We start from the raw sequence: 26,496 nt of genomic DNA, 5'->3' as shown, positions 1-26,496 counted from the left end.
CGGCGTAGGCGCACAGTTCTATACAGAACACGGCTTGCAGCGTTTTAAGGCGGTCAATTACCCATTGACGACGGTGTTCATAACTCTGTCCGGTTAATGAGTCTTCGCCACACAAAAACGCCCGCCGCACACAGCGGGCAATACAGTGATAATAGGGAGTGTCTGCGGTAGAAATAATCTGATGACGGGCACGGGTCATATGATTTCCTTAACATCCTTGTTTGAGGTATCAGCAGTATAGATCAGGCTTTTAGAATATGCCTGTCCCTTATATATTTGAGGTATCAGCAGTATAGATCAGGCTTTTAGAATATGCCTGTCCCTTATACTTTATTATACTTTAGGAACTTTGCCTGATGGCAGAAAGGTAGTTGTGCGTCCTGGAAGTTCAGATGGTAGACCGACAGTTGAAATTCAGAATGGTAGGGACCGAATTAAAGTTCGGTACGGCAGATGAAAAAAGAACTATTTAAAATTTGGACGCCATTAGACAATATTCCTCGTGTGCTTTATTGCGAAGGCATACATGACGATTATGAAGGGTTTAGAATCTTACTGAAGGGAGAGGATCAAAAGGATTCGACACTCAGATTGAAATTCAGTCAGGCTAGAGCTTATAGAAAATTTTATGAAGGCGACATACTTAGAACTATCGAATCGATAGATAATCCAGGTAAGTCCTCATTGTTTCTAGTTGAAAACTCTAGATGGCTTGATTGGTTTTTAGAGGACGGCTATAAAATCAATGAGAATATGGGTATTAAGCATTATGCGATATATACACCTACTGACTGCATAGATATTCTGTCTGAGGCGGAGCCTGAAGTAGAATGGCTTAATTAATGGTAAAGAAATCGAAGTTTATATAATTTTTTAACCTTAAGATTTTCATTCGAGCCCAGCTACCTTGCTGGGCTTTTTCTTGCCCGAACGTTGTTATTCTGATCAGCAGCTCTGTCACATTCCTCCGGTTTCAATTGTCACTTTGGAACAGCAGAACATGCATTTCGGGCCAGCGCCTACATATCGACTGGTATCTTTGCTGGAAGCATGCATCGACAATTGGGGAGAATGCAGTTCATTTACTTGGTTGAGGTGTCGTTATGGGTTTCGTATAAAAATATGGCAAGATCTTAATGAGTATGGTGATTACAGATCGCTTCAATAGCAAGACACCGCCCTATATCAGTAGATATGAGAGCAGGCAAAAGAGCCATTAAGTTCAGCGAGTCAGATAAAAAAGAGGAGGCAGCCAGAGCGCCGGAAGCGACCGGAAATAAGGGCCTGGAAACAGAGGCCCGGATGGAAAGCTCAGTACTGCCCGTTACAGATAGCAATCAGTTATGCGACGAGAGTGCATCCCTGACTTTGCACACCAGTCCGCCTATTGGGCGGGGTTTCGGGGGAGTAATCTGTTTGTTCAGATAATCAGCCACGGCTTTTTCGGGGTCTGTTTCAGCCGTCAATACGGCATTGATACCCCGCAGAGCCATTTTGTTAACAAAACTATCTCCGGCGCTGGCACCAATCACTACATCACAATCGGCTAACGGGTGGGGCATATCATCCTTATAATAATGAAACACCAGCTCTCTGGGCAGAGTGATCATCTCGACCAGTTTGATCTGATGTATTGCGTCCGACTGAAAAATAATCCAGCTTTTGCATTTACCGATATGACCGGCGACCGTAATACCATCTCTGCTGGCAACTGCTATTTTCATCTGAATACCTCAATCAGCACGTTGAATTCATCATTAAACTTCAATCTGCCATTGCAAATCACGGCTCCAGTGTACTTAAGTTCAGCGATCAAACCCTGACCTGAAGCAGTGTTTGGCTACGCCAACCAAAAAAAATGCAGCCTGTGTGGCTGCATTTTCATTCTAAGGTGGTGCAGGCACAAGGCCGTGCCCCATACAGTGCGTGCTCAACTCAGGGTTAATCGCGGCATCGCATCTACCGCACTTTCCATCGCTTTGTTCCAGAGTTTGCGCAGATCCCGCATATACTCATCGTCTTCGCCGAATGAACGGTAACGGCCTAAAGTAAGGCTACCATGTTGAAGAATGTAGAGTTCAATCGGCGGGCCAACGGTCAGGTTACTTTTCAGCGTCGCATCCATCGAAATCAGACCGCAGACGATCGCTCTGTCAATGGTGGTGCTTTCCTGAATGACCCGGTCTAATATCGGTTTACCATATTTTATTTCACCGATCTGCAGATAGGGTACCTGACGCGAACTGGCGATATAGTTTCCCTGCGCATAGATCATGTAGAGTCCACTGAGCGAGCCGAGAATCTCGCCAGCCAGCAGAAACGTGGCTTCAAATACCGCTCCCCCACCGGCCTTTTCCTGCACCGCAACACTCACTTTACCGATATACTCGGCAGCCTGATGCATATCCGCAACCGTCAGCAAGCTGGTCTCAGCAGTGTTCTTAATATCCCGTTCGATCGCCGCGATGACCGCCTGAGTGGTCGCCAGGTTGCCCGCACTACAGATCACAAACTGACGTTCACCGGGAATACCATACCGCCACATTTTGCTATAGCTGCTAATGTTATCCACCCCGGCGCTGGTGCGGGAGTCGGAAATCATTATGGTTGCTTCATTGGTTCTGATACCCACACAGTAGGTCACGGTTCTCTCCTAAATACCCTGTTATACGCGGCTGACATTTTATCACCGTTGAATGATTCCTGACGGTAGTACTCAGGCTTCAACGCTGTTCATTATATGAGTTTTACAGCGCATACCTATTATTTATTTGTGATGTGAGAAAAAGGCGTACTCCCTATCCGCTCTATAGTCTCAGGTATATCCTCCGTAAATCAACGCACAAATAAACGAAAAAGCCACCGGCTGAACAGCGGGTGGCTTTTCAAGATCAATACAGGGTTCTGTGAAGGTTATTTACCCGAAGTAAATTCCGGATAGGCTTCCATACCACATTCGTGGACATCCATTCCTTCCATCTCCTCCTCTTCGCTGGCGCGCAGCCCCATCACTGCTTTGATGATCAGCAGAACAATGAAAGAGGCAATAAACATCCAGGCAAAGGTTACCGACGTACCGATCAACTGGGCCATAAAGGTGGCATCCGGGTTGCTGATCAGTACGGCAAAAATACCCCAGATACCGGCAGCACCATGCACAGAGATGGCTCCCACCGGGTCATCCAGTTTCAGCTTATCCAGTGTCAGCACTGAGATCACCACCACCAGTCCACCCACCGCACCGATCAGCGATGCTGTACCGGTATCAGGCAGCAGCGGCTCAGCCGTAATCGCCACCAGGCCGGCCAGCGCACCGTTGATGGTCATGGTCAGGTCGGTTTTACCAAACAGGGCCCGGGCAAACAGCGCCGCCACCACCATTCCGGCAGCTGCTGCGGCATTGGTGTTAACAAAGATTTTTGCAACTGCATTAGCCTCTTCAACATTGGCTATTTTGAGTTCTGACCCACCATTAAATCCAAACCAGCCCATCCACAGAATAAACATCCCCAGGGTTGCCATCGGCAGGTTAGCGCCGGGGATCGCCCGTACCTCTCCATGAGGGCCATATTTACCTTTACGCGGCCCCACCAGAATCACTGCCGCCAGAGCGGCAGCTGCGCCCGCCATATGCACCACCACCGATCCGGCAAAATCCAGGAATCCCAGCTCATCCAGGAAACCACCGCCCCACTTCCAGTACCCCTCCAGCGGGTAGATAAAGGACACCATAAAGACGGCGAAGATCAGGAATGGCCAGAGACGCATCCGTTCAGCCACGGCACCGGAGACAATCGACATGGTTGCAGCAGCAAACACCGCCTGGAAGATAAAGTCCGCCATACTGGAGTAATACGGTGCATCATCGCCACCCGCCACCACAGCGTCTGTGCTGTTATCGGCCCCCAGAAGAAAATCCAGGCCGGGGATAACTCCACTGACCGGATCAGCCGGGTACATAATGTTATAGCCCACCAATAGGTAGGCGATACAGGCGATACCATACAGCAGGGCATTCTTATTCAGAATCTCCACGGTGTTCTTGCTGCGGACCAGCCCAGCTTCAAGCATGGCAAAGCCTGCCCCCATCCACATCACCAGCACGGCACATATCAGAAAATAAAATGTATCGAGCGCGTATGACAGTTCAATTGGTAGATTACTCATCTGTTTCTCCTACAATGCAGATGCACCGGATTCTCCGGTACGAATTCTGAAAACCTGATCAAGGTCTTGAATAAACAACTTGCCATCGCCAAAAGCGCCCGTTTTAGCGGCCCCGGAAATCGCTTCTACAACCTGATCCAGCAGGGCATCATCGAGTGCAATTTCCAGCTTAATCTTGGGCACAAAGCTGACACGGTACTCTGCACCCCGATAAAGTTCAGTGTGCCCCTGTTGGCGCCCATACCCCTTAACCTCAGTAACTGTCAGACCGCTCACACCAATGGACTGCAAAGGCCCTCTTACCTCTTCCAGTGTGTGCGGCCGGATAATGGCCGTTATTAATTTCATCTCTCCTCCAAAATTCTCCATAAGGAATATATTATTCTTTAAGGGAATATGTAATATTCATGCCAAGAATATTTTCTTATTTAAAATCATATAGTTAGATTGTTTTTGGCCGGATAACACTCACGCAGGCGCACACTCTTAGTGCGTTGCACCAGTACGAGTCACACAGATGTGCACTGATTTGCTCTCTGGAACCGGTGCAGCAAAATAAAAAACCAGCAACACCGGAGGAAGGTGTTACTGGTTTTTGGGGGGTGATGAAAGGTTTATCCTCTACTCTGAGAGTCTCTCAGGGCAGCAGAAAATTCTTCCTGCCGTGAATCTTTGACGATGAGACCGACTGATCCTTGAGGCCAACACCGGAACACTTCAGGCGCACCGATTCATCGATCAGCCAGATCAGCTTTTCGCTGGCCGCCTCGATACTCATCCCGGCAGGGCGTACATTGGAGATGCAGTTACGCCGGGCATCGGTCAGTCCTACCGATGGCTGGTAGGTGTAGTAAATTCCCAGACTATCGGGTGAACTGAGCCCGGGGCGTTCTCCCACCAACAGAATCAGCAACTCGGCGCCCAGCAGTTCCGCCACCTCATCGCCAACCGCTACCCGCCCCTGAGAGACAATAGAAAGCGGGGCAATACTCAACCCGCGGTCTGCTAAACGGCTCAGGACGGACCCGGCCATCGCAGCAGCGTGACTCTGTACAGCCAGGGATGACAGGCCATCGGCGATCACCAGCGCAACCTGAACACTGCCCGGGTGTTGCTGGCGGTACTGCTGCAACTGCTTCACTGAACGCATATCGAGGCGGCGTCCCAGATCAGGACGCTGCAAGTATTCTGTCCGGTCGCTGGCCCGGCTGTGCAGTTGAATGGTTTGATAGCCCGCGCTATGTAACTCTTCAGTTAGGGGTTCAATCTGCAATGCAGTATGCACCGCATCCCGGGCGCTGGCATGATCCATCTGAAATGCCAGCAGGGCTGAGGTTGGCAGACTCACACCGGTACGCCCCTGGGCAATACGGGCAGCGGTATAACGTCGCAGCGCCTGCCAGGGGTTCTCGGTAACCGAAGCGGTCTGATCTGTTTTCTCTAACTCATCCATCTGCCAACTTCCTGCTGTCTTTCTACAGCTGTTTCAACAGGTTACTAAAGGTTGCCGGCATTGTGTCAGCCAACCGCCCGCCAGGCTGAGTAATACCTGCCTGCTGCAACCAGTGGTCAAACTCAGGGGCGGGCCTCAGGCCCAGAACTTCACGGATATAGAGGGCGTCGTGAAAAGAGGTGGTCTGATAGTTAAGCATAATATCGTCACCACCCGGGATCCCCATAATAAAGTTGATACCGGCCACCGCCAACTGCGTCAGCAGCATATCCATATCATCCTGATCCGCCTCAGCGTGATTGGTATAACAGATATCACATCCCATCGGCAGCCCCAGCAACTTGCCACAAAAATGATCCTCCAGTCCCGCGCGGATAATCTGTTTACCATCATAAAGGTATTCAGGACCGATAAATCCCACCACCGTATTCACCAGCAGCGGATCAAAATGCCGCGCGACCGCATAGGCGCGCACTTCACAGGTTTGCTGATCCACGCCGTGATGAGCATTGGCCGACAGAGCACTGCCCTGCCCGGTTTCAAAATACATCACGTTATTCCCCACACTGCCCCGTTGCAGTTCGCGGGCAGCCTGATTAGCCTCACCCAGCATCGCCAGATTGATACCAAAACTGTCATTGGCGGCCTGGGTACCGGCAATCGACTGGAAGACCAGATCGATCGGAACACCCCGGTTGATCGCTTCGATCTGATTGGTGACATGGGTAAGCACGCAGGACTGGGTTGGGATGCCATAGTGATTAATAATATCATCCAGCATCTTCAGCAAGTCAGTCACTGCCGTATAGTTATCGGAGGCCGGGTTGATACCGATCACCGCATCACCACTGCCATACATCAGGCCATCCAGAATACTGGCCGCCACACCCGCCGGATCATCGACGGGATGGTTGGGTTGCAGCCGTGTCGATAAAACCCCTTTACCGCCAAGAGAGTTACGAAAAGCGGTCTCATTGCGGCATTTTGAGGCCACCAGAATCAGATCCTGCACCCGCATCAGTTTTGATACCGCTGCGACCATTTCCGGTGTCAGCCCCATTGCCAGCCGTTTCAGACTGGCACTATCGGCAGCATCAGAGAGCAACCAGTTGCGAAAATCGCCGACCGTCAGATGTGACACCGGGGCAAACGCAACCGGATCATGGCTATCGATAATGAGCCGACTGACCTCATCGACTTCAGGGGGAATGACCTGCTCATGCAAAAATGTCTTGAGTGGCAGGTCGGCCAGCGCCATCTGCGCAGCAACCCGCTGCCGAGCTGACCCGGCTGCAAGCCCCGCCAGACAATCACCGGACCGCAGTGGCGTCGCTTTGGCCAGCAGCTCTTTCAGATCAGCAAATTGCCAGCGTTGCTGGCCTGCGGTTGAGGAATAGACAGTCATTGACGCAATACCTTCACACAGACATTTTCAGATAAACATGAAATAAAAATTCCGGAGCAGCCTGAGCTGCCCCGGTGACTTTCACAATTTATAGCTTAGGCTATTTATAATCGATATAGGTGTGATTCTCGTGTAATGCACTGGCTACCACGGCCCCTATTGTTGCAGCCATCGCCAGCGCCAGAATAATCATCATAATGGATGGGCTGTCAGCAAAGGTGAAGTAGGCTTCTGCACCTTCCCAGGTTGTAATAGGACTGGAATTCATCATCGTTCTCCTTATGCAGTTGCAGTAATTTTAGTGGCTGGAAGCTCTTCCGGGGCCGAATATGCTGGCACCGATTCCGGATAAGCCTGCAGCGGGACCTCTACAATATCCAGACCCATCTCTTCCGCTTTTGGCGGTACACGCAAAAAGTTCATCTTCGCCATCACCCAGGAGAGACCGAAGCCTGGCACAAAGCCCAGCAGCGCCATCACTGTCGCACTCATCAGTTGGCCGGTGAAGGACACAGCAGGAGCACCCTCGATAACATTCGGGAAGCCGCTGGCAAAAACACCCAGACCCACTATGCCGATCAGACCACCGACACCGTGCACAGCAAAAGCGCCTACAGCATCATCAATTTTGAATTTGTTGGTGATAAATTTATCTGCCAGAGGGGAAACGACACCGCCGGTAATACCCAGCAGGAACGCCAGTGGCGGATAGTATAGATCCAGTCCAGGTGCCGCGCAGAAGATACCGGACAGTGCGCCGGACATCATCCAGAATGGCTGACGGGTAACAAAGTAAGCACCGATAATACCGCCGGAGAAGGCCATCAGTGTATTGAAGCTAACCGCAGACAGTGTCACCGGGGTACCAAAGATAGTGGTCCACTGAGCACTGCCGGCATAGATGATACAGCCCCCCAGGAAACCAAAGAAACCCACGATAATCAGCATCAGACCGATAATGGTCATCGGCATACTATGGCCTTTGATATCAACCACAGTGCCATCCGCCAGGAAACGACCGATACGAGGCCCCAGATTAATAGTCACGCCCAGTGCGAAGAAGCCGGCCACCATATGTACACAGCCTGCCGCACCAAAGTCGTGGAAGCCCCACTCAACGGTGAGCCAGCCGGTTGGATGCCAGCCCCAGGCAGCGGCAAGAATCCAGACCACAGAACCCAGAATAATCGCCAGAATCAGGAATGAGCTCATACGGATGCGCTCAATCACGGCACCGGAGAATATCGACGCCGTGGTCGCCGCAAACAGCACAAAGGCGCCCCAGAAGATACCGCTGGCATTATCGCTCAGGTTTGGCCCCATATTCGTTGACCATGGAAGCCCCGCAGCGGCGGCTTCATAATCAGGCGTAAAACCGTTGTACATCGCCAGATAGATCCACCAGCCAAAGAAGAAGAAGGTCGGGATAATAAAGGCAAATGCCAGAATGTTTTTCACACCGGACGCCAGTGCGTTTTTCAGGCGGGATGCACCCATCTCATACGCCAGAAAGCCTGCATGGATAATCACCATCAGGCCGGTACACCACCAATAGAACACCTCCATATTGATGGTACCCGTCATCTCAATCAGAGTTTGCAACTCCGCAAGTGTAGGGGCTGTCTGCTCCATTTTGGAAACCTCTCATCTGTTAAATTTTCTATTGTTAAGCGTTAGAACTGTGACTCAAACAGTCAAACTTTTATTTATCTATGGGAAACTTTATTTCCCTTAAAGAAATGCAGGTATCATACCAATCTTATTATTTATTGACTTATATCAATAAGTTAAAAATATATACTATAGATTTACACACTTTCCTGGCCGGTAAACTGACCCTGTTTGGTGCATCGCATCATTCGGGGTCAATTTATGGCTTCATCGTAAGACAGACAAAACCATCAGCCTTCGCCTTCACGGCGCTGTCCACAGAAGAAGCCAATGCCATAGTCGGATGACTGGAAGGTGATGACCGAACCTTTAGGGAAGTAGAAAATATCCCCCGCCGTTGCCATCACTTCATTGCCCTCTTCATCGGAGATCGTCATCTCGCCTTCGACGATAATCTTCATCTCATGGTAGGTGTATTCATACACCAGCGGTTCATCGGACTTTTCCATGCGGAAGAAACCGCTGACGATGGTCTTTTCGGCATCATCGGACACCATTACATCGCCCAGAAAAGCGTTGCATCCCGGACGCTCCATACTCGGTTGTTTCATCTGTGACGCTTGCTTTATGTAGGTCATAGCCATGGGTATTACTCCTTCGAGTTGATAAAAAATAAATTAACTTCTGACCCGGGTTCGTTCCGGGTCATAGAAAGGCAGCGAGGTGACGCTGACCGCTATCCGTTTACGCTGTCCATCCAGTTGCCCGATCTCCAGCGTGGTACCGGGTTCAGCAAACTGAGGATCTATGCGGCACAGAGCGATCTGACTTTTAAGCGCGGGTGAATAGGTAGAACTGGTCACAACGCCCACCGGAAACCGGCCATTAAAGACAGAATCTCCGTGACTCACGGTTTCCTGGCTGTTGATTAGCAGCCCCACCAGTTTTTTCAGGCTGGCTGGGTTTTGAGCGGCTATCGCCTCTCGCCCGACAAAATCATCAGTCTTGGTTTTCAGCGGTACGGTAAAACCGATACCCGCTTCAAACGGATTGGTTTCAGCACAGAACTCATGCTCCGCAAAGATAAGGCCCGCCTCGATACGCAGCACATCCAGGGCATCGAAACCCAGCGGGGCTATGCCATAGGGCACACCGGTCTCCCAGATACGATCCCACACCTCTCCGGCCTGATCGGGATGGCACCAGACCTCAAACCCCAGCTCACCTGTATAACCGGTGCGCGAGACCATCACCGGGATACCCTCCGGGCCATCCAGCCGACCAGTCATAAAACGAAACCAGCCCAGTTCAGATACCGGCGTGCAGACCTCCCCATTCCAGATGATCTGCTGTAACAGGTGACGGCTTTGCGGTCCCTGTACGGCGACGTTATGAATCTGATCGGTTGATTCCCTCACCTGCACCTGCAACCCCTTTTCAGCAGCCAACTGGCGTAACCAGATACCGCAATAGGAATCGCCGCAGATCCAGCGGAACGCGTGCTGCCCCATCCGGAACAGCGTACCGTCGTCAATCATCCCGCCGGTGCTGTGGCACACCGCCGAGTAGACCACTTCGCCAATCGACATCCTGGCTACATTTCGGGTCAGGGCATATTGCAGCAGGGTTTCAGCATCAGGCCCCAGCACTTCAAACTTTCGCAGCGGTGTCAGATCGATCATCGCCACCCTTTCACGACAAGCCAGATACTCCGCCCTGGCACCATAGTTCTGATATTCGGAGGCCACCCAGTAACCATGATATTCAGTAAACTGCTTTGTCAGGGTGGAGGTGCGGCTATGAAAACCTGTTGGCTTAGTCATACGGGGTTGTTCCTCGGGTGTTATCCGGTATCCCACTGAACGGGGAAACTCACAGGTTGCGGGGTAGATACGGATATGGATATCGGTTGGGTTCCAGCCGTTGGCCGGATCAATATCGTCGGGGCAGGCGGAAGAAGCACATACAAGGTCCCGGCCAGCCCGCAACAGCACATAGTCGCCTGCACGGGACCAGGGCTCTTCGAAGCCGATGGTGCCGCAGTCACCAACGTGGGTATTAAAAAAGAAGTTGATCGCAGGCCAGCCAGCCCTGGGGGCGATGCCATAGCCACTCAGGCAGCGATTGAAATTTTCAGTACAGTTGATATGACCGAAATAACCGCTGTCTTCGTAATATTTGCTATTGCAGGCAAACAAAAAGCTGTCATGCCGACCCACAGTATCCTGCACAACTTCGAGCATGGTTTTCTGCTGTGCATCGGTGAGCTTCGAATGCACACCCGGTTGCGGCAGAGTCAGCCCATTAAGCGTTCGGGTGGCCACCGCATCCAGCGCAACCTCATCCCCCCGGTCCAGCGCCGCAGCATCAAAGGCGATAAAATCACTGCACTGTTTGCCCTCGACATCGATAATCTGAATCCACTCACCCGCTTTCACTTCGTAACTCTTCGCGCTGCATCTGGGCACCCGGAATTCGCAGCGTGGCGCGGCCAGAGGCAGTGGCAACACAGCATCAGCGGTCGTGAAATGAGTAATCTGTAAAGCGGTTACCGGCGATTGCTCAACCACCTGCATATCCCGGCCACAACAGAGCACCACCAGGGTGACCGCGGCCGTGACTTCAAACTCAGGCAGTGTCTGTGCAGTAAAACAGCATGCCCGTTGCAGTGTTTGTTCACTGATCTCCCAGGCCTGTAACAACGCCTTTAAGCGCAGCCCTGAGCCTCCTGGCTGATCCAGTTGCGCCAGGGTATTGACCGCTGTACTGAAAGCGTATGAAGGCAACGATGCTTCAGTGACACCTCCCTCGGGATCGATAAACAGCAACTCACACCCCTGCTGCGTATCGGCTGAGGTGATACAGATTTTGTCCCCCTGTTGCAGATCAAGACGCAGAGCGTCCTGCCCCTCCAGCCGATACAACCGGGGTATCAACTCGTCATTCACTCTATCCTGGACAGGGTGTTGCTGAATCGTCATAGAAAAGCCTCAATTACCTTTTGACCCGATTGTCTTTCATCTGCAGCGCTATGTGAGTGCACTATCGATCGCTTCAGAACTAACCTGGTGCACACAGATCTTCGCTTTGACACCAGAAATTAATTTCCCAATGGTTAAAAATATTTACTCATAGTGATTCAAGATACAATTCTCAGGAAGGGGTAATCCATAGTGAGTAGCGCCTCATCTGTGGCATAAAAACTGCAGTAATAACTTCGGAATAAAACCTTTCCCTGAGCGGGAATCCAGCAGTAAGGAGGTTCGAATGGCGGTTTCATTGCCACTATGGCGGCGTAGTTTCCCCCGACTGTTTCGCGAACAGCCGGTGAAACAGAAAGAGGTTGTCTGTGCTCCTGCCCTGACACAACTGGTGGTCGATCTGGCTTGCAGCGAGGATATCCGGCTCAGTCTGGAACAGGCACTAAACCGACTGCAAAGCTACATCGGTTTCCATCTTCAGGCGCAGGTCTATCTGATCGGCATACCCACTCCACAGGGAAATCAGCTACTGCACGCCGCAACCATCGCCCCGCCAGTAGGCCTGGCCGGTCAGCTGCGCTATCAACTGACGGAGCATTGCATCAGTGACGCCAATGAGTTGCGTTATAAGCTGCCGGGCACTGAGCTATCCGTTCATGCCCTGCAGTTACGCTTTGATGAACAGAGTCCGGCGGGCTGGATGGTACTCTGCTTTAAAGACAGCCTGCCGGATAGCGAGCAGATCAACCGGGTATCGGGTCCGGTTGCCGAGGCTCTCAGCGGCGGGCTGAGTAGCTGGTACCGGCAGCAATCCCGTATCAGTGCAGCGATCTCATCAGAGAAAGCCGCCCATGCTGCCGAACTGCATGACTCAATGGCGCAGATTCTCGGCTATATGCGGATTAAGGCATCCCGGCTGGCGGATCAGTGTAAGCGCACATCCGAACCGGAACTGGCGGCAATCAGTGAAGACCTGTGCCATCAGGCGCAGTGTGCCTATCGCCAGACCCGTGAACTGATCGCCTGCTCAAGGCTGTCCATCGAACAGGGACAGCTGGTTGAGGCGATCAGCCAGGCCATCAGCGAATTCGAACAGCGCAGCGCTATTGTTTTTGAACTGGATAACCGGGTGGGCACCCAGCTGATCACCGAAGATGACTCCCAGGCGATCTTTATTATTCGTGAAGCCCTCAACAACATCGTCCGCCATGCTCACGCCTCGCATGCCCAGGTACAGCTATTACCCCTGAGTGATACCTCAATACGCATCCGTATTGAGGATAACGGTAAGGGGATCTGTGCCGAACAGGCCCGCCAGGACAGTTTTGGCATGAAAATCATGCAGGAGCGGGCACAGCGGATCCACGCCAGCCTGTTTATTCTGCCACGTCCCCAGGGCGGCACCCGTGTAGATCTGGTGATTGCGGACGCACCCCGATGAATCCAACTGAATATGATGATCTTATGAATGAAGTTAGCCTGACCAATGTCATTATTGTTGATGACCACCCCCTGTTCCGGCGGGGGGTGGTTGAGCTGCTGAACGACAGTGGCGAGTTCAGAGTATTGGCGGATTTCGACGGTGGACAGCAGCTGCTTGAAGCCCTCCCCGGCCTCTCCGCCGATCTGCTGCTACTGGATATGCATATGCCGGAGCTTTCAGGGCTGCAACTGTTGCAGCAACTTAAACAGATGGGGACTGAACAGAAGATCGTGTTTCTCACCGCATCGGATGACAGCAGCGAACTGTTTGAGGCGATCTCGGCGGGTGCACATGGCTATCTGTTGAAAGACTCTGCACCGGAACTGATCATCAGCGGCCTGAAAGGTGTGATGCAGGGCAATATCGCCATGGATCATACCGGTGTCACCATGCTGGCACACCATCTGAGCAAGGGGGATCAACAGCCCCGGGAAACAACAGAGAGCAATCACTTCGATCTGACCGAACGGGAACAGCAAACGCTGGAACTGATTACCCGGGGGATGAGTAACAAACTGATCGCCCGGGAACTGGGTATCAGTGATGGCACCGTTAAGGTCTATGTTAAAAACCTGTTACGCAAACTGAACGTTAGCTCCCGCCTGGAGCTGGCCGCCTGGGCCCATGCCAATCAACCTCACACAGGTAAGCCTGCCCCTTCAGAGACAGGAGGCGCTCTATGACGGTGCTCAGGTTGTTCCGCCGGACACCCAGCGCAGAGCTGCCAGCGCTGAGCGAAGTACTCAATAGCCTGGGAGATGCCGTTTTGGTATTTAACAGCGATCTGCAAATCAGCTATGTTAACGCCTGTTGGAAAACCCTGACGGGGTACACCAGTAAAGAAGCCATCAATACCTGCTTCAGTGACTATATCCACCCGGAAGAGCTGCAGAACTGGATCGATATCAGCCGGAAAGTTAGCCGGGGGGACGATAGCCAGTTTCTCTGGTTCCGCCTGATCCGAAAAGATAGCGAGGTACGCTGGTGTGAGATTCGCCTGCAACCGTTGCGTAGCGGTGATCCCTTTCCCCTGACGGCCACCCTTTGCGATATCACCCCCCAGGTTCGGGAGGATGAGATCAGCAAAGCCAGCCATCGCAGCCTGTCTGGATTAGTTAACCGGATACCGGGCATGCTCTACCGCGGCCGGAATGATACCCGCTGGACCATGGAATATGTCAGTGAAGGGTGTCTTGACATCACCGGTTACAGCCGTGATCTGCTGCTCAATCAGACCCAGCTTTCCATTGGAGGACTGATCCATCCCGATGATGCTGACCGGGTTTGGGAAACGGTTCAGCACGCACTCCAGCAACACCGTTGTTTTGAGTTGTACTACCAGATACTCCATGCGGATGGCCACTATCGCCGGGTGTATGAGAAAGGACAGGGCATCTACTCCTCAACCGGCGCCGTACTGGGTGTTGAAGGGATCATTCTCAAGATCAGTCCCCCTTCAGAGTAACCCGGGTTACCCCTTTTGACTTATCCACTCTGAGGAATTTATCACCGCCCGATATCTTAATAACCTGATGAAAAGAACGTAATTATCAGGAGATTACAGATGACCAAGCGAGTAGCGATAATCGGTGCCGGCCCCAGTGGTCTGGCTCAACTGCGGGCCTTTCAGTCAGCTCAGGAGAAAGGTGCTGAGATACCAGAGATGGTCTGCTTTGAAAAACAGAGCGACTGGGGTGGCTTATGGAACTATACCTGGCGCACCGGTCTGGATGAGCATGGTGAGCCGGTGCATGGCAGTATGTATCGCTATCTCTGGTCCAACGGCCCGAAAGAGTGCCTGGAGTTTGCTGATTACAGTTTTGATGAGCATTTCGGCAAGCCGATCGCCTCTTACCCGCCCCGCGAAGTGCTCTGGGATTACATTAAAGGCCGGGTAGAGAAGGCCGGAGTGCGTGACTATATCCGCTTTAACACCCCTGTGCGCAATATCACCTTCGATGACACCAGCAAGCTTTTCACCGTCACTGTACACGATCACACCACCGATACCGTTTACTCAGAAGAGTTCGACTATGTGGTCTGCGCCTCGGGCCACTTTTCTACACCACGGGTACCTGAATTTGAGGGGTTCAGCACATTTGGCGGCCGCATTCTGCATGCCCACGATTTCCGTGACGCACTGGAATTTAAAGACAAAGATATTCTGCTGGTTGGCAGCAGTTACTCCGCCGAAGATATCGGTTCTCAGTGTTACAAATATGGCGCCCGCAGCCTGATCAGCTGTTACCGCAGCGCACCGATGGGCTATAAATGGCCAAAAAACTGGGAGGAGAAACCACTGCTACAACGGGTCGATACCGATACCGCCTACTTTGCCGATGGCAGCAGCCGTAAGATTGATGCCATCATCCTCTGCACCGGCTATCTGCATCACTTCCCCTTCATCGACGAGTCCCTGCGCCTGAAAACCGACAATCGCCTCTGGGCGATGGATCTCTATAAAGGGGTTGTCTGGGAGCACAACACCCAGATGTTCTATCTCGGTATGCAGGATCAGTGGTACACCTTCAATATGTTCGATGCCCAGGCCTGGTATGTGCGTGATGTCATTCTCGGTCGGATCTCGCTTCCGGCGACCAAAGAGGAGATGACCGCCAACAGCATGGAGTGGCGTGAACGCGAACTGACACTGGAAACCGCCGAAGAGATGTTCACCTACCAGGGCGACTATATCCTCGAACTGATTGAAGCGACAGATTATCCCACCTTCGATATCGAAGGCGTGCGTCAGACCTTCCTGGAGTGGAAACATCACAAGAAGGAAAACATTATGACCTTCCGCGACTACTCTTTCCGCTCACTGATGACCGGCACCATGTCCCCACCGCACCACACCCCCTGGATCGATGCGCTGGATGATTCACTGGAAGCCTATCTGTCTGATAAGAGCGAAGTTAAGCAGGCAGGTTAAACAACTTATAGCCGGTCTCTGACCGGCCTCCTCTTTGGATAGCGCACTCAGGAAAACACTATGAATCTGGTCACAAAAATTATCGATAAAACCGTCACACCCATTACTGATGATCTGGAAGGCTGGGAGAAGGTCGATGGCAACCCCACCATGACCACCTGGATCGAATACACCAGCCCCGACGAGTCTATGATCACCGGCTGCTGGGCCGCGACACCTGGCACCTACCGGGCCACCTATGCCAACTGGGAGTTTATCCACCTGATCGAAGGCAAAGTGATTATCACTCAGGATGGCCAGCAACCGATCACCCTGATGCCCGGTGATGCCTTTATGGTCGATGCTGGCTTTACCGGCACCTGGGAGATCATTCAACCGGTATTTAAGCACTTTGTGATTAAGCTGAAGTAATAGGTTCAGGTAGAACGTCAATATATTAAGCAGCATTTAATCCGCTGCTTAATATACTCAAATGAAGGATGTTAATCTGCTCCCGATCACGCCTGAGCAGAAAAATTATGCAGCGCAGGCCGACAGATTAAAAGCAGAAGGCTTAGTTAAACCCTGTAGGGGTCTTCAGCCAACAGATAAGCTCGCAGATCTGCCCTGCGCGGGTGATCATTCAACCACGCCCTAATCTCTTTAATCTTTTGATATGACTCGTCACCAAACCGCTCCCTGTAGATATCTGAGAATGTCATTTCAGCATTCTGATCACGCAATGATCGTTGCCACTCAACGGTAAAAATCTTATTTAATGAGCCGGCTAATTTCTGCTCCTTCAGATACTGCCACTCGCCTTTATCCAGCAATACACCGCCGACACTGGGACTGTAGTCCAGCCGGTGCTCACTGCTATTGGAAATTCTGTATTTATGCATCAGGGTGCCGGTCATTGGGCAGATTAATGCCTGTTTGCTATCGTCAGCTTCGAAGGCATCTTCCTGATCAAAAGCGTGTTCTGGGTTGCGCTCCTTCCAGGCGACATAATCTTCAATCAGTAGCCAATTACCGCCACAGTCATCGCAGGTATGTGCGCGAAATAAGCCTTCCAGAAAACTGGGAACCAGCTTGCCTTTCTTACAGATCGGGCATTTCATTAAAAAGTTACCTCAAATTGTGCTGAACAGATTAATTTTGACGGTTGGCTAACGCAGATGCGCGCCAGCCCCTCTGTATCAAAGGCAGGGTAACGGTAAGATTGAGAGAGGAAGTACTGAACGGCGTAGCGCCATCTCCTGGCAGAAAAACGAGAATGCGGTTATGCACTCTTAACCCGGCCAGATCTCCCGCCGGCGTTTTTAACCTATCCCTTTGTTATCCTGATGTTTTACTGACTTTACATGAACGCTGGTAGCAAAACAGCCTTTCAGTTGCTATGATTGCAGCCTAACGGCTGAGGAGTAGAAAATAAACACTAACGTAACTTTTTAAGCTTTACTACGACTCAGGACACTCTGAATTTTCAGAGGTTAAGGCCCGGTTACGGGAATTGAATACTCCCTTCACATCTGTTGCCAACACAACCCGGTTGCGGCCGCTCTCTTTCGCTTCATAAAGAGCGCTATCGGCGCGGCCAAGAAAACAGCGCTCGTCTTTGTCTGACTCTTCCAGCTCAGCTACACCGATGCTGACGGTGTAACTGAATACGGCCTTGTCTTCGCTATACATCGTAACACTGGCAATTGCTGAACGGATCCGCTCGGCTACCTGAACCGCCTGTTGCTGATCGCAGGCGGTGAGCAGAATAGCAAACTCTTCCCCTCCCAGGCGGGCAACAACATCAATATCACGGGCAAACTGATGACCGATAACCGACACATTGTGAATCACCCGGTCACCCGTCAGATGCCCATAGGTATCATTCACCCGCTTAAACATATCGATATCCAGCATTAACAGAGACAGCTTTTGTCCTGTGCGTTTAGCTCTGCGAATCTCCTTCGCCAACAATGGGATAAAGTAACGACGATTTCTCGCCCCGGTTAACGCATCCGTAGTCGACAACGCTTCTAACTGTCGCTCAAGTTTATAGCGCAGCAGATAGTGGTGAGACTGAACAACCTGAGTCACTATCGCCAGCAATGCAGCAGGCCAGATCAGAGCCGCATATTGAAAATGCTGGAAGTTATCGGCGATCGCCAGCTCACCCGCAAGATGCGGAAGCAGCGTAGCTGACAGGGTATAAATAATATTGGTTATCAGAGAGAAGCATTGAAACACCAGCACCGCGATAAACATGCAATACATGAAACCACCGAGGCCATACACAATACCATTATCAAGATGGTTCAGAATCAGAATAAAATTTGCCTCTGCTGCCAGCATTCCCACAACCGTGATAATTGTCAGCCAGGAAGAGCTCTTACGGATAAAATACAGTGTCAGTGAATAGGCTAAAGCCACCAGAAAAAACAGCCGCAGCACCACTGTATTATCAGCACCTACCGGATCGATAACCCAGTCCCATCCCCACAGGGCAGCCCAGAGCACGGACAGAAAAGCCGAGACAATGATGGTAAACCGACGGTGATCTTCATACTTTTTCTGCAGGAAATCACGATCGGGGAAAAAGAGAAAACGAAGCCCCGCAATCAGAGTACCTGGAAGCTCTGCGAAGGAGTTGATCACGGCTTAAACACCTTACCAGACAACCGCTGAGAGAGTACGTTATTCATCACATGACCTCCATCACCGCAAACCTGACCGGAGTCAGGTTAAAACTCTACATCACGCCAATTATATCTGTTTTAGTTCATCAACAGACAATATAAGTAGTCAAAAGGATAAAAAGAGTTCCCATTCTGAACAGATGATGTCTGTCCCCCTGGGCTGATGAAAACTGCAAGACGACCCGAGCGCCTCAGGAGAGAAAAGTGCGCATCGCCACCATTGATGAGAGGAAAAAACCCTGTTGGCTGTAAAACTTTTTTGCTTCGGTATTATCCTGATCGGTCAGCAGAGTAATACGTTTCACCCCCTGCTCCCGGGCATAACCGATCGCGTGGTTTAACAGAGCGGTGCCGATGCCTGATCCGCGTTTTTCCGGCTCAACCACCATATCTTCCAATAAACAGACCCGGCCACCCAGCGCAGTGGAGATGCTGTATAACAGACTCACCATACCCACCAGCCGACCGGCCTCCCGGCTCACCAGGATGGTGCCGCCTTCAGGCGACTCTATAATTGCTTTCAGTCCCTGCCGTTGTAGCTGGATATCCGGTTTGAACTCCGCCTCCTGCGAAAACAGATAGCCCAATAAGCGACACAGCTCGGGAATATCATCCAGGGTTGCTAACGATATATTCATCACGACTCCTGTCAGGAAGATTTGAAATTAATCTGAGGATTGATATCAGTTCATGCCCTTAAGCATAACAGGAAGGTCAGACTAAACCAGCGAATCCAGCAACCCATGCATTATCGTCTGGCTCCGTGAGAGAAAGGCCTCACTGAGCAGTTGCTGTTGCGGCTGGACATATTCCCCTTCAGGCAAGCCATGGGGTTCTAACGCCAGAAAAGCAGCCACCGTGCCGGACTGGGCTTGCAGATGAAACTGCAACGCCCAGATACGCGGCCCCAGACTGAATCCCTGGCAGGGAGTCATGTGACTGGTGGCAAAAGGCCGGGCTCCCACCGGTACTCTGAAACAATCTCCATGCCAGCTTAACAAGCTGGCGGTTTCAGGCAGCCAGGTCACATCAGTATCGGTTCTGATAACCGCAAACCAGCCGATCTCAGGGGTACTGTTGCGATATACCTCAGCGCCGGCGGCCGACGCAATCATCTGCCCTCCCAGGCAGATCCCAATTATGGTTTTATCGTCTGCAATAGACTGACGAATCAGTTGTTTCTCTTCACGCAACCAGGGATAGTCAGACTCATCATTAACACTCATCAGTCCCCCCATGATGAGCAACCAGTCTAATGAGTCCGATGCGGGTAAAGTGCTACCATGATCCAGACGCACGGTGTGCAGGATGAAATTATTCACCCGTGAAGGTTCGGCAAACCCGTCATTCATTGAACCGATCCACTCACCCTCTGTATGTTGCAGTATCAACACTCAAATCATTAATCATCCTCAGGCAAACAGTTTCAATCCACCCACTCCGGCGACAATCATACCGATACAGGCTATCCGTATCAGGCTGCCGGACTCATCCATAAACAGAATACCGCAGGACGCCAGTATGGCCGCACCGATACCGGTCCAGACCGCATATGCAGTACCCACGGGGATGGTGCGCATCGCTACGGACAACAAACCAAGACTGACAATAATCAGAATGACACTGATCAACGAGGGCCATAAGCGGGTAAAACCATCGCTATACTTCAGCCCAACCGCCCAGAGGCATTCCAGGACCCCGGCAATACAGAGATAGATCCAGCCCATTTTCACTCCTGACAGCCGATTAACCATTTATCAGAAAAGGGACTGCAGTACTGAGCAGCCCTGCCAAAAGATCAGTTCACAGGATCAAATTGCGACAGATAATCCACTACAGTCCCGTGAAAACGTGTTAATCCTTTGTAGTTGATCAATGGCTCCGGCAGGGTTTTCAGCGCCCGGTGCATCCGTACGGCCCACTCTTTATTGGTCACCAGATCTTCAAGACTGAGCAGATAAGTACGGATGCTAAACATCATCGCATTACTGCGGGGCATGCGGTCTAACACTTGTAACTCGACCCGCAGATACACTTTTCCCCCCACATTTTCCGGAGTTACAGTCGTTCGTTCATGGCCCCACTCATGATATTTCTCTGGTGAGGTATCCATTCGGGCATTCACCGTCAGGGTCCAGTTAAGACGACGTACCGGTTTGCCCACCGGGATCGCAATCAGGTATTTCAGCGCCCGCTCAAAGATCCCTTCTCCGTGGGCCATCGGTACCGGACCATGCCACTCTTTGAAGCTCATCCCGGCATCAAAGGCCAGCGACCAGTCTGCCGGACAGGTGATCATACCAGCATCCAGGAACAGATCGCCTTCGCGCTGATCCAGCAAAGCAAAATCTCCCTGCATCTGACGACCGATATAATCCAGCGGCGGCAGCGGTAGCGAGCTGCTGTCGCCAAAGGTAAACTGATCCTTAATATTCAATAGTTTATTTTCCCAGCTCCAGTGATCACCATTGCGAATAAGACTGAAATAGTCCGGGTAATCCTCTGAGAGAGATACCATGATCCTTTCAATCATATCCCAGCAGGCAAGATCCATATGGGGCATCGCCAGACAACGGTGCGGCATCTCCTCGAGAACCTTCTCCCGCTCCGCCATCTCCGACAGATAATGCTCATCAATATCGAGAAAATGCTCATAGGCAGAACCCTCCCCGCCTTTTGGCAGATGAGGTTCCATATTGACCGAATAACGATACTCATCTTCAGCGAAAGGAAAGGGGAAACGTTCTATCGCTTCAGCACTGTTACTGTAGGTAAAATCATCACGAAAACTCTGAATCTCTTTCGGTGCTACACGCATTGCTCTGTTCTCCTAAATATCTAAAACCAGTCGCTCACCTGCGGCCCTGGAAACACAGGGCATCATCACCTGGCCCGACTGTTTCTCAGGCTCACTCAGATAGCTATCCCGATGTTCCACTTCACCCTCGGCTACCTTGCAGACACACTGGCCACAAACACCAGCACGACAAAGGTTAGGGATCTCAATATCAGCACCTTCAAGGGTCTCCAGCAGGCTACTATCAGAAGCAACGGCCAGTTCGATCCCGCTTCGACTCAGCTCCACCACAAAGGGCTGACCCGGTTTCGCGCCAGCGAACTCTTCCCAATGAACCGCACTGGCAGGAATGCCCATTTCGTCCGCAGTGGCCCGAACAGAATCAATCAAAGATTGTGGACCGCAGACGTAAAAATGTGTACCCAGTGGCTGCTCTGCCATCACCGCAGCGATATCACAGCGGCTCCCTTTATCGGCATCATAGTTGTTACAATTTTTATCTAAGGTTTCCGACAGTTCATCGCTATAGGCTCCGGTCTGTTTACTACGAAACATATAGTGAAGTTCAAACTCACTCTCACGCTGCTGCAGTTCCGGCAAATAGGACAGGAAAGGAGTGATGCCAACCCCTCCGGCAAATAAGACATGCTTCTTCGCCATCCACTCCGGCGCGAAAAGATTTGCCGGGGGTGAGATCATCAACTGATCTCCCACCGCTATCTGGTGATGCATAAAGAGTGAACCACCACGGGAATCCTCCTGAAGTCGAACCGCTATGCGATACTGACTATTATCCTGAGGGTTGCTCATCAGTGAATAGGCATTGCGATAGGTTGGCTCGTTCTCAGCACCAGCCATCGTCACAACCACATGCGCACCAGGCGAAAAAGGCACCAGCTCAGCATCGATTGCTTCGAGGGAAAACTCTTTGATCATCGGCGCAACCTGCCTAACAGCGCTTACCTTTACAGAGATTTGATCGATAACACTCATCAGCTCACCTCCCGTTTCTCTGGCATATCGCTGCAGTCTTCTGCATTTGCCTGATAGCCAAAATAGGCGCTGTGAAGACGGGCAAAATGATCGGTGACTTCGAGACTCAGGCCACACCCGCTGCAGATGAAGGGTGAATAGGTCACCCCCTCAGTGATCTGGTAACAGTGACAGCAAAACAGATGTCGCTCGCGACTGACTGGCGCCATCATCCTGATCTGATCAGGGCGCAGACCTGCCTGGCGTGCATGGCTGGCCACCCGCCAGATAAAAGGCTCAGTGCCGGCAAGATAGAGAGTGCCTGTTAATGGAATAGCAGCCAGTGATTCAAGCAACCGGGAATCACTGGCATCGCTGTACACCGCAATCTCTTTCTCAACACCACAGCCATCAAAAAGCGACTGCATCTCACCGGTAACAGCCTGCTCAGCGATAAAGAGATGAAAGCGGGACTTCGGGTTGAGTATTACCGGTGAATATGCCGGTTTGCTGACAACCCCATTCAATTGTTCTGTCTGCATCTGAGCCCTCCTGATAAGGTCCGGTTAGCATCATGATGTGCAAATAAAATTCCTGATAAGAATATTATGAGAGGTAGACGGCCCCCTCAATTGTCATGAAGAGGTACTTCAAAAGGGGTAACGGGCAATGGGTCTGAACAGTGAAAAAAGCAACCTGTCCAGCAAGTGCAATTTTTTAATGGCTGTAAGATAGATTAAACACCCTCTATAAGGCATATTAGCCTTCATGTTTCCAGTAATGACCAGGCAAGCTTATGCAGACTCTGCCAACGCAGAATAGTGGTTTCTTTGAAATCGCGCGTGAATCATCAGATATCTCTTTTGAAAAACTCTCAGAGAGATACTTAACACCTGAGATACCGGTAATCATTGAGGGTGTCGGAAAGGAGTGGCACGCCCGTGAGTGCTGGAATGAACATTACCTGCATGAAAAACTATCCCAGGAACCCTCTGCATCCACTGCATCACTCTGGTACTGGATGGACCGGGATTCACTGACAGAAGACTACACCACGCCTGATTTTGTCAATCAGAGTCTGGACTCTCCACTGGTATTCCCCCGAACTCAGCATCTGCGTTTATGGATCCATAAGAAAGGACATGTCTCCAGCTGGCATTATGATGGTAGCCTGGTTAATGTATTTAATGTGCAGGTGAAAGGAAAAAAAGAGTGGGTCCTTGTATCCCCGCATACCCCACTTGATTGCTATCCATATACCAACTTTGCCATTATAAAAGGCGATGACGACAAAATACTTAACGGCAAGGTTTTCACCCGCTTCGTTATCAATGAGGGTGATATTCTCTACATCCCCCCCGTATGGTTCCATAAAGTTGTTGCCTGCGATGTCGAAAACATTAATCTGAACTGGTTGTTTACTAAAAAAGAAACCACGGCTACATCAGCAACGCTTAAACGAGAGGTTGAGCGTTATATAATCAATGATTACCTTAAAAATCATCGATTTAAGCTCGTGAGAACGATGCTTAAACAGTTCAATAAGCATGCACCAGGGTATGTCAAAATCAGCTGGCGCTATCAGGAACTGATCAGAACGCCTTACAACATCTCAAAAACTGATCTGTTTAAACATATCGCTAAAGAAGCCATTTTACTGGGCAAAACCCTGCTTCATCTAAATAAAATCAAAGCCTATACAAAAACGCTTTCTAAGCCGAAAAAAATACAAAAATCCCTGCCATAGCATCAACTTCAACGCGACGGCAAGTACAGAGAGATTAGCGCAGCTATCGCCAGAAACAGTGCCGATACCCAGAGGCAGGCGGTTAATCCGGCGATCTGGAACAGATAGCCGGACAGCACCGTACCAAGCAGCCGCCCCATCGCATTGGCCATGTAGTAAAAACCAACATCCATTGAAGCGCCATCCTCCCGGGCATAGCTAACGATCAGATAGCTGTGCAGCGATGAATTGATAGCAAACACTCCGCCGAAGATCATCAGGCCAGTCAACAGAACGGTTTGAGGATAAAAGTGACTGCTCAGTGACACTGCGATCAAAACAGGTAATAGCAACAGGCCCAAAGCCCATAAAAAAACCGCCCGTCCTCCGGGAATATGACCGGAACCTTTACCTGTGAAATAGGGCGCAACTGACTGAATAATGCCATACCCGATCACCCACAACGCCAGGAAGCCGCCAACGGACCAGTGATCCCAGCCCATAGTGCTGGCCAGATAGACCGGCAGCGCCACCACAAACCATACATCCCGCGCACCAAACAGAAACATGCGGGCGGCCGAAAGGGTGTTAACGGCCCGGCTTTTAGAAAAGACCTGACTGAACTTAGGCGTGTTTTTCGCCCGCCCCAGCTCCTGTTTCAACGACACCAGGCTCAGCAACCACACCAGCGCCAAAACAACCGCCATTGCCAGCACTGCGCCCTGAAATCCCAGCAGCGTTAGCAAAACGCCTCCCAGGAAAAAACCAGCGCCTTTCAGGGCATTCTTTGAGCCGGTGAGTATCGCTACCCACTGATACAGCATGCCTTGCGCACTGGCTGGAACCAGTTGCTTAACCGAACTTTTAGCGCTCATCTTGTTCAGGTCTTTAGCGATACCCGACAACGCCTGCGCCAGCATGACCCAGGGTACGGTGAGCATCGCGGCGGGAACTAACAACATCCCCAGCGCCACCACCTGCATCCCCAGACCGATATTCATCGTCCTGTTAAGGCCGATACGCGCCCCCAGCCAGCCACCCAACAGATTGGTGACAACGCCAAAAAATTCATAGAACAGAAACAGCAGCGCTATATCTAACGGGCTGTAACCGAGCTGATGAAAATGCAGCACCACCAGCATCCGCAGCGCGCCATCCGTCAGGGTAAAGGCCCAGTAATTGCCGGTCACGATGAGGTACTGACGCAGTTGTGGCGTCAACCGGGATAATACAGTGGACACCACCTACTCCTGTTCTGCCACCAGCCGCACCAGCTCGACCGTACGGTTGGCATAGCCCCATTCATTGTCGTACCAGAGGTAGAGTTTTAGCTGGGTATCATTGACCACCATCGTCGACAACGCATCAACAATGCAGGAACGGGGATCCGTCTTATAATCCACCGATACCAGTGGCCGCTCCTCATAGCCCAGTATCCCCTTTAACTCGCCCTCTGAAGCCTGTTTCAGCAACTGATTGACCTCAGTGTCCGTCGTGCCCCGCTGTAGTTCAAAGACACAGTCAGTAATCGAAGCGTTTGCCAGCGGTACCCGTACCGCATGGCCATTCAGTTTTCCCTTCAGCTCCGGGAAGATATGGGTGATCGCAGTTGCTGAACCGGTGGTCGTGGGTATCAGACTGCTACCGCAGGCCCGTGCCCGGCGCAGATCTTTATGGGGCGCATCCAGAATCGTCTGGGTGTTGGTGATATCGTGAATCGTCGTCATTGAGCCATGCTTAATACCCAGCTGTTCATGGATCACTTTGACCGCCGGCGCCAGACAGTTGGTGGTACAGGAAGCGGCAGTAACAATCGGATAGAGCGCCTTATCATAGAGATGGTGATTCACCCCCATGACAATGTTCAGCACCCCCTCCTCTTTCACGGGTGCTGTCACCACCACCCGCTTAACACCCTGATCAAGATAGGACTGTAACTTCGCTTTGCTCTTCATCACCCCGGAGGCTTCAATCACAATATCGCAGCCAGACCAGTCGGTATCTTCTATCGCTCGGTTCCGGGTGCAGTGCAACCGCTTACCCTGAATAAGCATCTCACTATTATCAGCGTTCGCTATCGCTGTATGTTTCCAGATCCCATGTACGGAATCGAACATCAGCAGATGAGCCAGTGTTGCAGCATCCCCCTCCGGATCATTGATCTGCACAAACTCCAGCTCCGGCCACTCCCAGGCGGCCCGTAGCGCTAATCGTCCCATCCGGCCAAAGCCGTTAATACCCACTTTTATTGCCATCCCCTCCCCCTTAATAACCAGGTATCACATTAAAGTTGCGCT

The 26,496-nt window shown here is 51.3% G+C and carries 27 protein-coding genes and 1 pseudogene; 7 read left to right on the top strand and 21 right to left on the bottom strand.

Going from position 1 to position 26,496, the window contains the following annotated elements:
• Positions 1-199: pseudogene (locus JW499_RS04070) on the bottom strand (transposase); the annotation flags it as partial.
• A gap of 254 nt (positions 200-453) precedes the next feature.
• Here JW499_RS04070 and JW499_RS04065 point away from each other — a divergent pair.
• On the top strand, positions 454-843 hold the full coding sequence (locus JW499_RS04065) for a hypothetical protein (RefSeq protein WP_205209398.1): 390 nt from the start codon (positions 454-456) through the stop codon (positions 841-843).
• A gap of 494 nt (positions 844-1,337) precedes the next feature.
• Here the strand turns inward: JW499_RS04065 and JW499_RS04060 are convergent, their stop codons facing one another.
• From JW499_RS04060 to JW499_RS04015, 10 genes are all read right to left on the bottom strand, one after another.
• Complete coding sequence (locus JW499_RS04060; RefSeq protein ID WP_205209397.1) at positions 1,338-1,724, bottom strand: NifB/NifX family molybdenum-iron cluster-binding protein; 387 nt, start codon at positions 1,722-1,724, stop codon at positions 1,338-1,340.
• Between the two features lie 206 nt (positions 1,725-1,930).
• Positions 1,931-2,644 (bottom strand): Ntn hydrolase family protein, encoded by a 714-nt coding sequence (locus JW499_RS04055; protein WP_091353229.1) that lies wholly within the window; start codon positions 2,642-2,644, stop codon positions 1,931-1,933.
• Positions 2,645-2,913: 269 nt separating this feature from the next.
• Positions 2,914-4,167 (bottom strand): ammonium transporter, encoded by a 1,254-nt coding sequence (locus JW499_RS04050; protein WP_205209396.1) that lies wholly within the window; start codon positions 4,165-4,167, stop codon positions 2,914-2,916.
• Between the two features lie 9 nt (positions 4,168-4,176).
• Positions 4,177-4,515, bottom strand: coding sequence for a P-II family nitrogen regulator (locus tag JW499_RS04045; RefSeq protein ID WP_205209395.1), 339 nt, complete (start codon positions 4,513-4,515; stop codon positions 4,177-4,179).
• A 289-nt stretch (positions 4,516-4,804) separates the two neighbouring features.
• Entirely contained in the window at positions 4,805-5,620 is an 816-nt protein-coding gene (gene eutC / locus JW499_RS04040) for an ethanolamine ammonia-lyase subunit EutC (RefSeq protein WP_205209394.1), read from the bottom strand.
• Positions 5,621-5,642: 22 nt separating this feature from the next.
• On the bottom strand, positions 5,643-7,025 hold the full coding sequence (locus JW499_RS04035) for an ethanolamine ammonia-lyase subunit EutB (RefSeq protein ID WP_205209393.1): 1,383 nt from the start codon (positions 7,023-7,025) through the stop codon (positions 5,643-5,645).
• Between the two features lie 100 nt (positions 7,026-7,125).
• Entirely contained in the window at positions 7,126-7,296 is a 171-nt protein-coding gene (locus JW499_RS04030) for a hypothetical protein (protein WP_205209392.1), read from the bottom strand.
• A gap of 8 nt (positions 7,297-7,304) precedes the next feature.
• Positions 7,305-8,657 (bottom strand): ammonium transporter, encoded by a 1,353-nt coding sequence (locus tag JW499_RS04025; RefSeq protein WP_205209391.1) that lies wholly within the window; start codon positions 8,655-8,657, stop codon positions 7,305-7,307.
• Between the two features lie 269 nt (positions 8,658-8,926).
• Complete coding sequence (locus tag JW499_RS04020; RefSeq protein ID WP_205209390.1) at positions 8,927-9,280, bottom strand: cupin domain-containing protein; 354 nt, start codon at positions 9,278-9,280, stop codon at positions 8,927-8,929.
• A gap of 33 nt (positions 9,281-9,313) precedes the next feature.
• Positions 9,314-11,617, bottom strand: coding sequence for a DUF1989 domain-containing protein (locus tag JW499_RS04015; protein ID WP_205209389.1), 2,304 nt, complete (start codon positions 11,615-11,617; stop codon positions 9,314-9,316).
• 286 nt (positions 11,618-11,903) lie between these two features.
• On the opposite strand from JW499_RS04015, the gene JW499_RS04010 reads away from it, so the two are divergent.
• The 5 genes from JW499_RS04010 (at position 11,904) to JW499_RS03990 (ending at position 16,443) form a co-directional block, all read left to right on the top strand.
• Entirely contained in the window at positions 11,904-13,058 is a 1,155-nt protein-coding gene (locus JW499_RS04010; protein WP_205209388.1) for a sensor histidine kinase, read from the top strand.
• A complete protein-coding gene (locus JW499_RS04005) occupies positions 13,055-13,783 on the top strand; it encodes a response regulator (RefSeq protein ID WP_232846223.1) in 729 nt (242 codons plus the stop codon). Before JW499_RS04010 ends, JW499_RS04005 begins: the two co-directional genes overlap by 4 nt.
• Positions 13,780-14,565 carry a PAS domain-containing protein gene (locus JW499_RS04000; RefSeq protein ID WP_205209387.1) on the top strand — a complete coding sequence of 262 codons (786 nt, stop codon included), beginning with the start codon at positions 13,780-13,782 and terminating at the stop codon, positions 14,563-14,565. Before JW499_RS04005 ends, JW499_RS04000 begins: the two co-directional genes overlap by 4 nt.
• 99 nt (positions 14,566-14,664) lie before the next feature.
• Positions 14,665-16,032, top strand: a complete 1,368-nt coding sequence (locus JW499_RS03995) for an NAD(P)-binding domain-containing protein (RefSeq protein ID WP_205209386.1) — start codon at positions 14,665-14,667, stop codon at positions 16,030-16,032.
• A gap of 60 nt (positions 16,033-16,092) precedes the next feature.
• Positions 16,093-16,443: a cupin domain-containing protein gene (locus JW499_RS03990; protein WP_205209385.1), complete on the top strand. Its 351-nt coding sequence runs from the start codon at positions 16,093-16,095 to the stop codon at positions 16,441-16,443.
• 146 nt (positions 16,444-16,589) lie between these two features.
• Here JW499_RS03990 and JW499_RS03985 read toward each other — a convergent pair whose 3' ends face one another.
• The 8 genes from JW499_RS03985 to JW499_RS03950 all read right to left on the bottom strand — a co-directional run bounded on the left by JW499_RS03985 (position 16,590) and on the right by JW499_RS03950 (position 23,015).
• Positions 16,590-17,132, bottom strand: a complete 543-nt coding sequence (locus JW499_RS03985) for a TFIIB-type zinc ribbon-containing protein (RefSeq protein ID WP_205209384.1) — start codon at positions 17,130-17,132, stop codon at positions 16,590-16,592.
• A 340-nt stretch (positions 17,133-17,472) separates the two neighbouring features.
• Positions 17,473-18,663, bottom strand: a complete 1,191-nt coding sequence (locus tag JW499_RS03980; protein ID WP_205209383.1) for a GGDEF domain-containing protein — start codon at positions 18,661-18,663, stop codon at positions 17,473-17,475.
• A 232-nt stretch (positions 18,664-18,895) separates the two neighbouring features.
• Positions 18,896-19,342, bottom strand: coding sequence for a GNAT family N-acetyltransferase (locus JW499_RS03975; RefSeq protein ID WP_205209382.1), 447 nt, complete (start codon positions 19,340-19,342; stop codon positions 18,896-18,898).
• 81 nt (positions 19,343-19,423) lie between these two features.
• The gene (locus JW499_RS03970; RefSeq protein WP_205209381.1) at positions 19,424-20,098 is read right to left on the bottom strand and encodes a type 1 glutamine amidotransferase; all 675 of its coding nucleotides are present in this window, start codon (positions 20,096-20,098) and stop codon (positions 19,424-19,426) included.
• Positions 20,099-20,116: 18 nt separating this feature from the next.
• Positions 20,117-20,431: a DMT family transporter gene (locus JW499_RS03965; protein ID WP_205209380.1), complete on the bottom strand. Its 315-nt coding sequence runs from the start codon at positions 20,429-20,431 to the stop codon at positions 20,117-20,119.
• Positions 20,432-20,502: 71 nt separating this feature from the next.
• Positions 20,503-21,522 (bottom strand): heme-dependent oxidative N-demethylase family protein, encoded by a 1,020-nt coding sequence (locus JW499_RS03960; protein WP_205209379.1) that lies wholly within the window; start codon positions 21,520-21,522, stop codon positions 20,503-20,505.
• 12 nt (positions 21,523-21,534) lie between these two features.
• Positions 21,535-22,437 carry a PDR/VanB family oxidoreductase gene (locus JW499_RS03955; RefSeq protein ID WP_232846222.1) on the bottom strand — a complete coding sequence of 301 codons (903 nt, stop codon included), beginning with the start codon at positions 22,435-22,437 and terminating at the stop codon, positions 21,535-21,537.
• A gap of 56 nt (positions 22,438-22,493) precedes the next feature.
• Positions 22,494-23,015, bottom strand: a complete 522-nt coding sequence (locus tag JW499_RS03950) for a dimethylamine monooxygenase subunit DmmA family protein (protein ID WP_205209377.1) — start codon at positions 23,013-23,015, stop codon at positions 22,494-22,496.
• Between the two features lie 254 nt (positions 23,016-23,269).
• Here JW499_RS03950 and JW499_RS03945 point away from each other — a divergent pair, with 254 nt between their 5' ends.
• Positions 23,270-24,220: a cupin-like domain-containing protein gene (locus tag JW499_RS03945; RefSeq protein WP_205209376.1), complete on the top strand. Its 951-nt coding sequence runs from the start codon at positions 23,270-23,272 to the stop codon at positions 24,218-24,220.
• An 8-nt stretch (positions 24,221-24,228) separates the two neighbouring features.
• Here JW499_RS03945 and arsJ read toward each other — a convergent pair whose 3' ends face one another.
• Both arsJ and JW499_RS03935 read right to left on the bottom strand, forming a co-directional pair.
• On the bottom strand, positions 24,229-25,440 hold the full coding sequence (arsJ, locus tag JW499_RS03940; protein ID WP_205209375.1) for an organoarsenical effux MFS transporter ArsJ: 1,212 nt from the start codon (positions 25,438-25,440) through the stop codon (positions 24,229-24,231).
• A gap of 3 nt (positions 25,441-25,443) precedes the next feature.
• A complete protein-coding gene (locus tag JW499_RS03935) occupies positions 25,444-26,454 on the bottom strand; it encodes an ArsJ-associated glyceraldehyde-3-phosphate dehydrogenase (RefSeq protein WP_205209374.1) in 1,011 nt (336 codons plus the stop codon).
• Between the last annotated feature and the right edge of the window lie 42 nt (positions 26,455-26,496).

Origin of the sequence: Amphritea pacifica (assembly GCF_016924145.1) — a bacterium.
Classification (GTDB): domain Bacteria; phylum Pseudomonadota; class Gammaproteobacteria; order Pseudomonadales; family Balneatricaceae; genus Amphritea; species Amphritea pacifica.
This window is presented reverse-complemented; position numbering and strand designations above follow the sequence as displayed.

Bases quoted from the DNA above. Each gene is read 5' to 3' on its own strand.
- JW499_RS04065 (WP_205209398.1), top strand. From the start codon at position 454: ATGAAAAAAGAACTATTTAAAATTTGGACGCCATTAGACAATATTCCT.
- JW499_RS04060 (WP_205209397.1), bottom strand. From the start codon at position 1,724: ATGAAAATAGCAGTTGCCAGCAGAGATGGTATTACGGTCGCCGGTCAT.
- JW499_RS04050 (WP_205209396.1), bottom strand. From the start codon at position 4,167: ATGAGTAATCTACCAATTGAACTGTCATACGCGCTCGATACATTTTAT.
- JW499_RS04045 (WP_205209395.1), bottom strand. From the start codon at position 4,515: ATGAAATTAATAACGGCCATTATCCGGCCGCACACACTGGAAGAGGTA.
- eutC (WP_205209394.1), bottom strand. From the start codon at position 5,620: ATGGATGAGTTAGAGAAAACAGATCAGACCGCTTCGGTTACCGAGAAC.
- JW499_RS04035 (WP_205209393.1), bottom strand. From the start codon at position 7,025: ATGACTGTCTATTCCTCAACCGCAGGCCAGCAACGCTGGCAATTTGCT.
- JW499_RS04030 (WP_205209392.1), bottom strand. From the start codon at position 7,296: ATGATGAATTCCAGTCCTATTACAACCTGGGAAGGTGCAGAAGCCTAC.
- JW499_RS04025 (WP_205209391.1), bottom strand. From the start codon at position 8,657: ATGGAGCAGACAGCCCCTACACTTGCGGAGTTGCAAACTCTGATTGAG.
- JW499_RS04020 (WP_205209390.1), bottom strand. From the start codon at position 9,280: ATGGCTATGACCTACATAAAGCAAGCGTCACAGATGAAACAACCGAGT.
- JW499_RS04015 (WP_205209389.1), bottom strand. From the start codon at position 11,617: ATGACGATTCAGCAACACCCTGTCCAGGATAGAGTGAATGACGAGTTG.
- JW499_RS04010 (WP_205209388.1), top strand. From the start codon at position 11,904: ATGGCGGTTTCATTGCCACTATGGCGGCGTAGTTTCCCCCGACTGTTT.
- JW499_RS04005 (WP_232846223.1), top strand. From the start codon at position 13,055: ATGAATCCAACTGAATATGATGATCTTATGAATGAAGTTAGCCTGACC.
- JW499_RS04000 (WP_205209387.1), top strand. From the start codon at position 13,780: ATGACGGTGCTCAGGTTGTTCCGCCGGACACCCAGCGCAGAGCTGCCA.
- JW499_RS03995 (WP_205209386.1), top strand. From the start codon at position 14,665: ATGACCAAGCGAGTAGCGATAATCGGTGCCGGCCCCAGTGGTCTGGCT.
- JW499_RS03990 (WP_205209385.1), top strand. From the start codon at position 16,093: ATGAATCTGGTCACAAAAATTATCGATAAAACCGTCACACCCATTACT.
- JW499_RS03985 (WP_205209384.1), bottom strand. From the start codon at position 17,132: ATGAAATGCCCGATCTGTAAGAAAGGCAAGCTGGTTCCCAGTTTTCTG.
- JW499_RS03975 (WP_205209382.1), bottom strand. From the start codon at position 19,342: ATGAATATATCGTTAGCAACCCTGGATGATATTCCCGAGCTGTGTCGC.
- JW499_RS03965 (WP_205209380.1), bottom strand. From the start codon at position 20,431: ATGGGCTGGATCTATCTCTGTATTGCCGGGGTCCTGGAATGCCTCTGG.
- JW499_RS03960 (WP_205209379.1), bottom strand. From the start codon at position 21,522: ATGCGTGTAGCACCGAAAGAGATTCAGAGTTTTCGTGATGATTTTACC.
- JW499_RS03955 (WP_232846222.1), bottom strand. From the start codon at position 22,437: ATGATCAAAGAGTTTTCCCTCGAAGCAATCGATGCTGAGCTGGTGCCT.
- JW499_RS03950 (WP_205209377.1), bottom strand. From the start codon at position 23,015: ATGCAGACAGAACAATTGAATGGGGTTGTCAGCAAACCGGCATATTCA.
- JW499_RS03945 (WP_205209376.1), top strand. From the start codon at position 23,270: ATGCAGACTCTGCCAACGCAGAATAGTGGTTTCTTTGAAATCGCGCGT.
- JW499_RS03935 (WP_205209374.1), bottom strand. From the start codon at position 26,454: ATGGCAATAAAAGTGGGTATTAACGGCTTTGGCCGGATGGGACGATTA.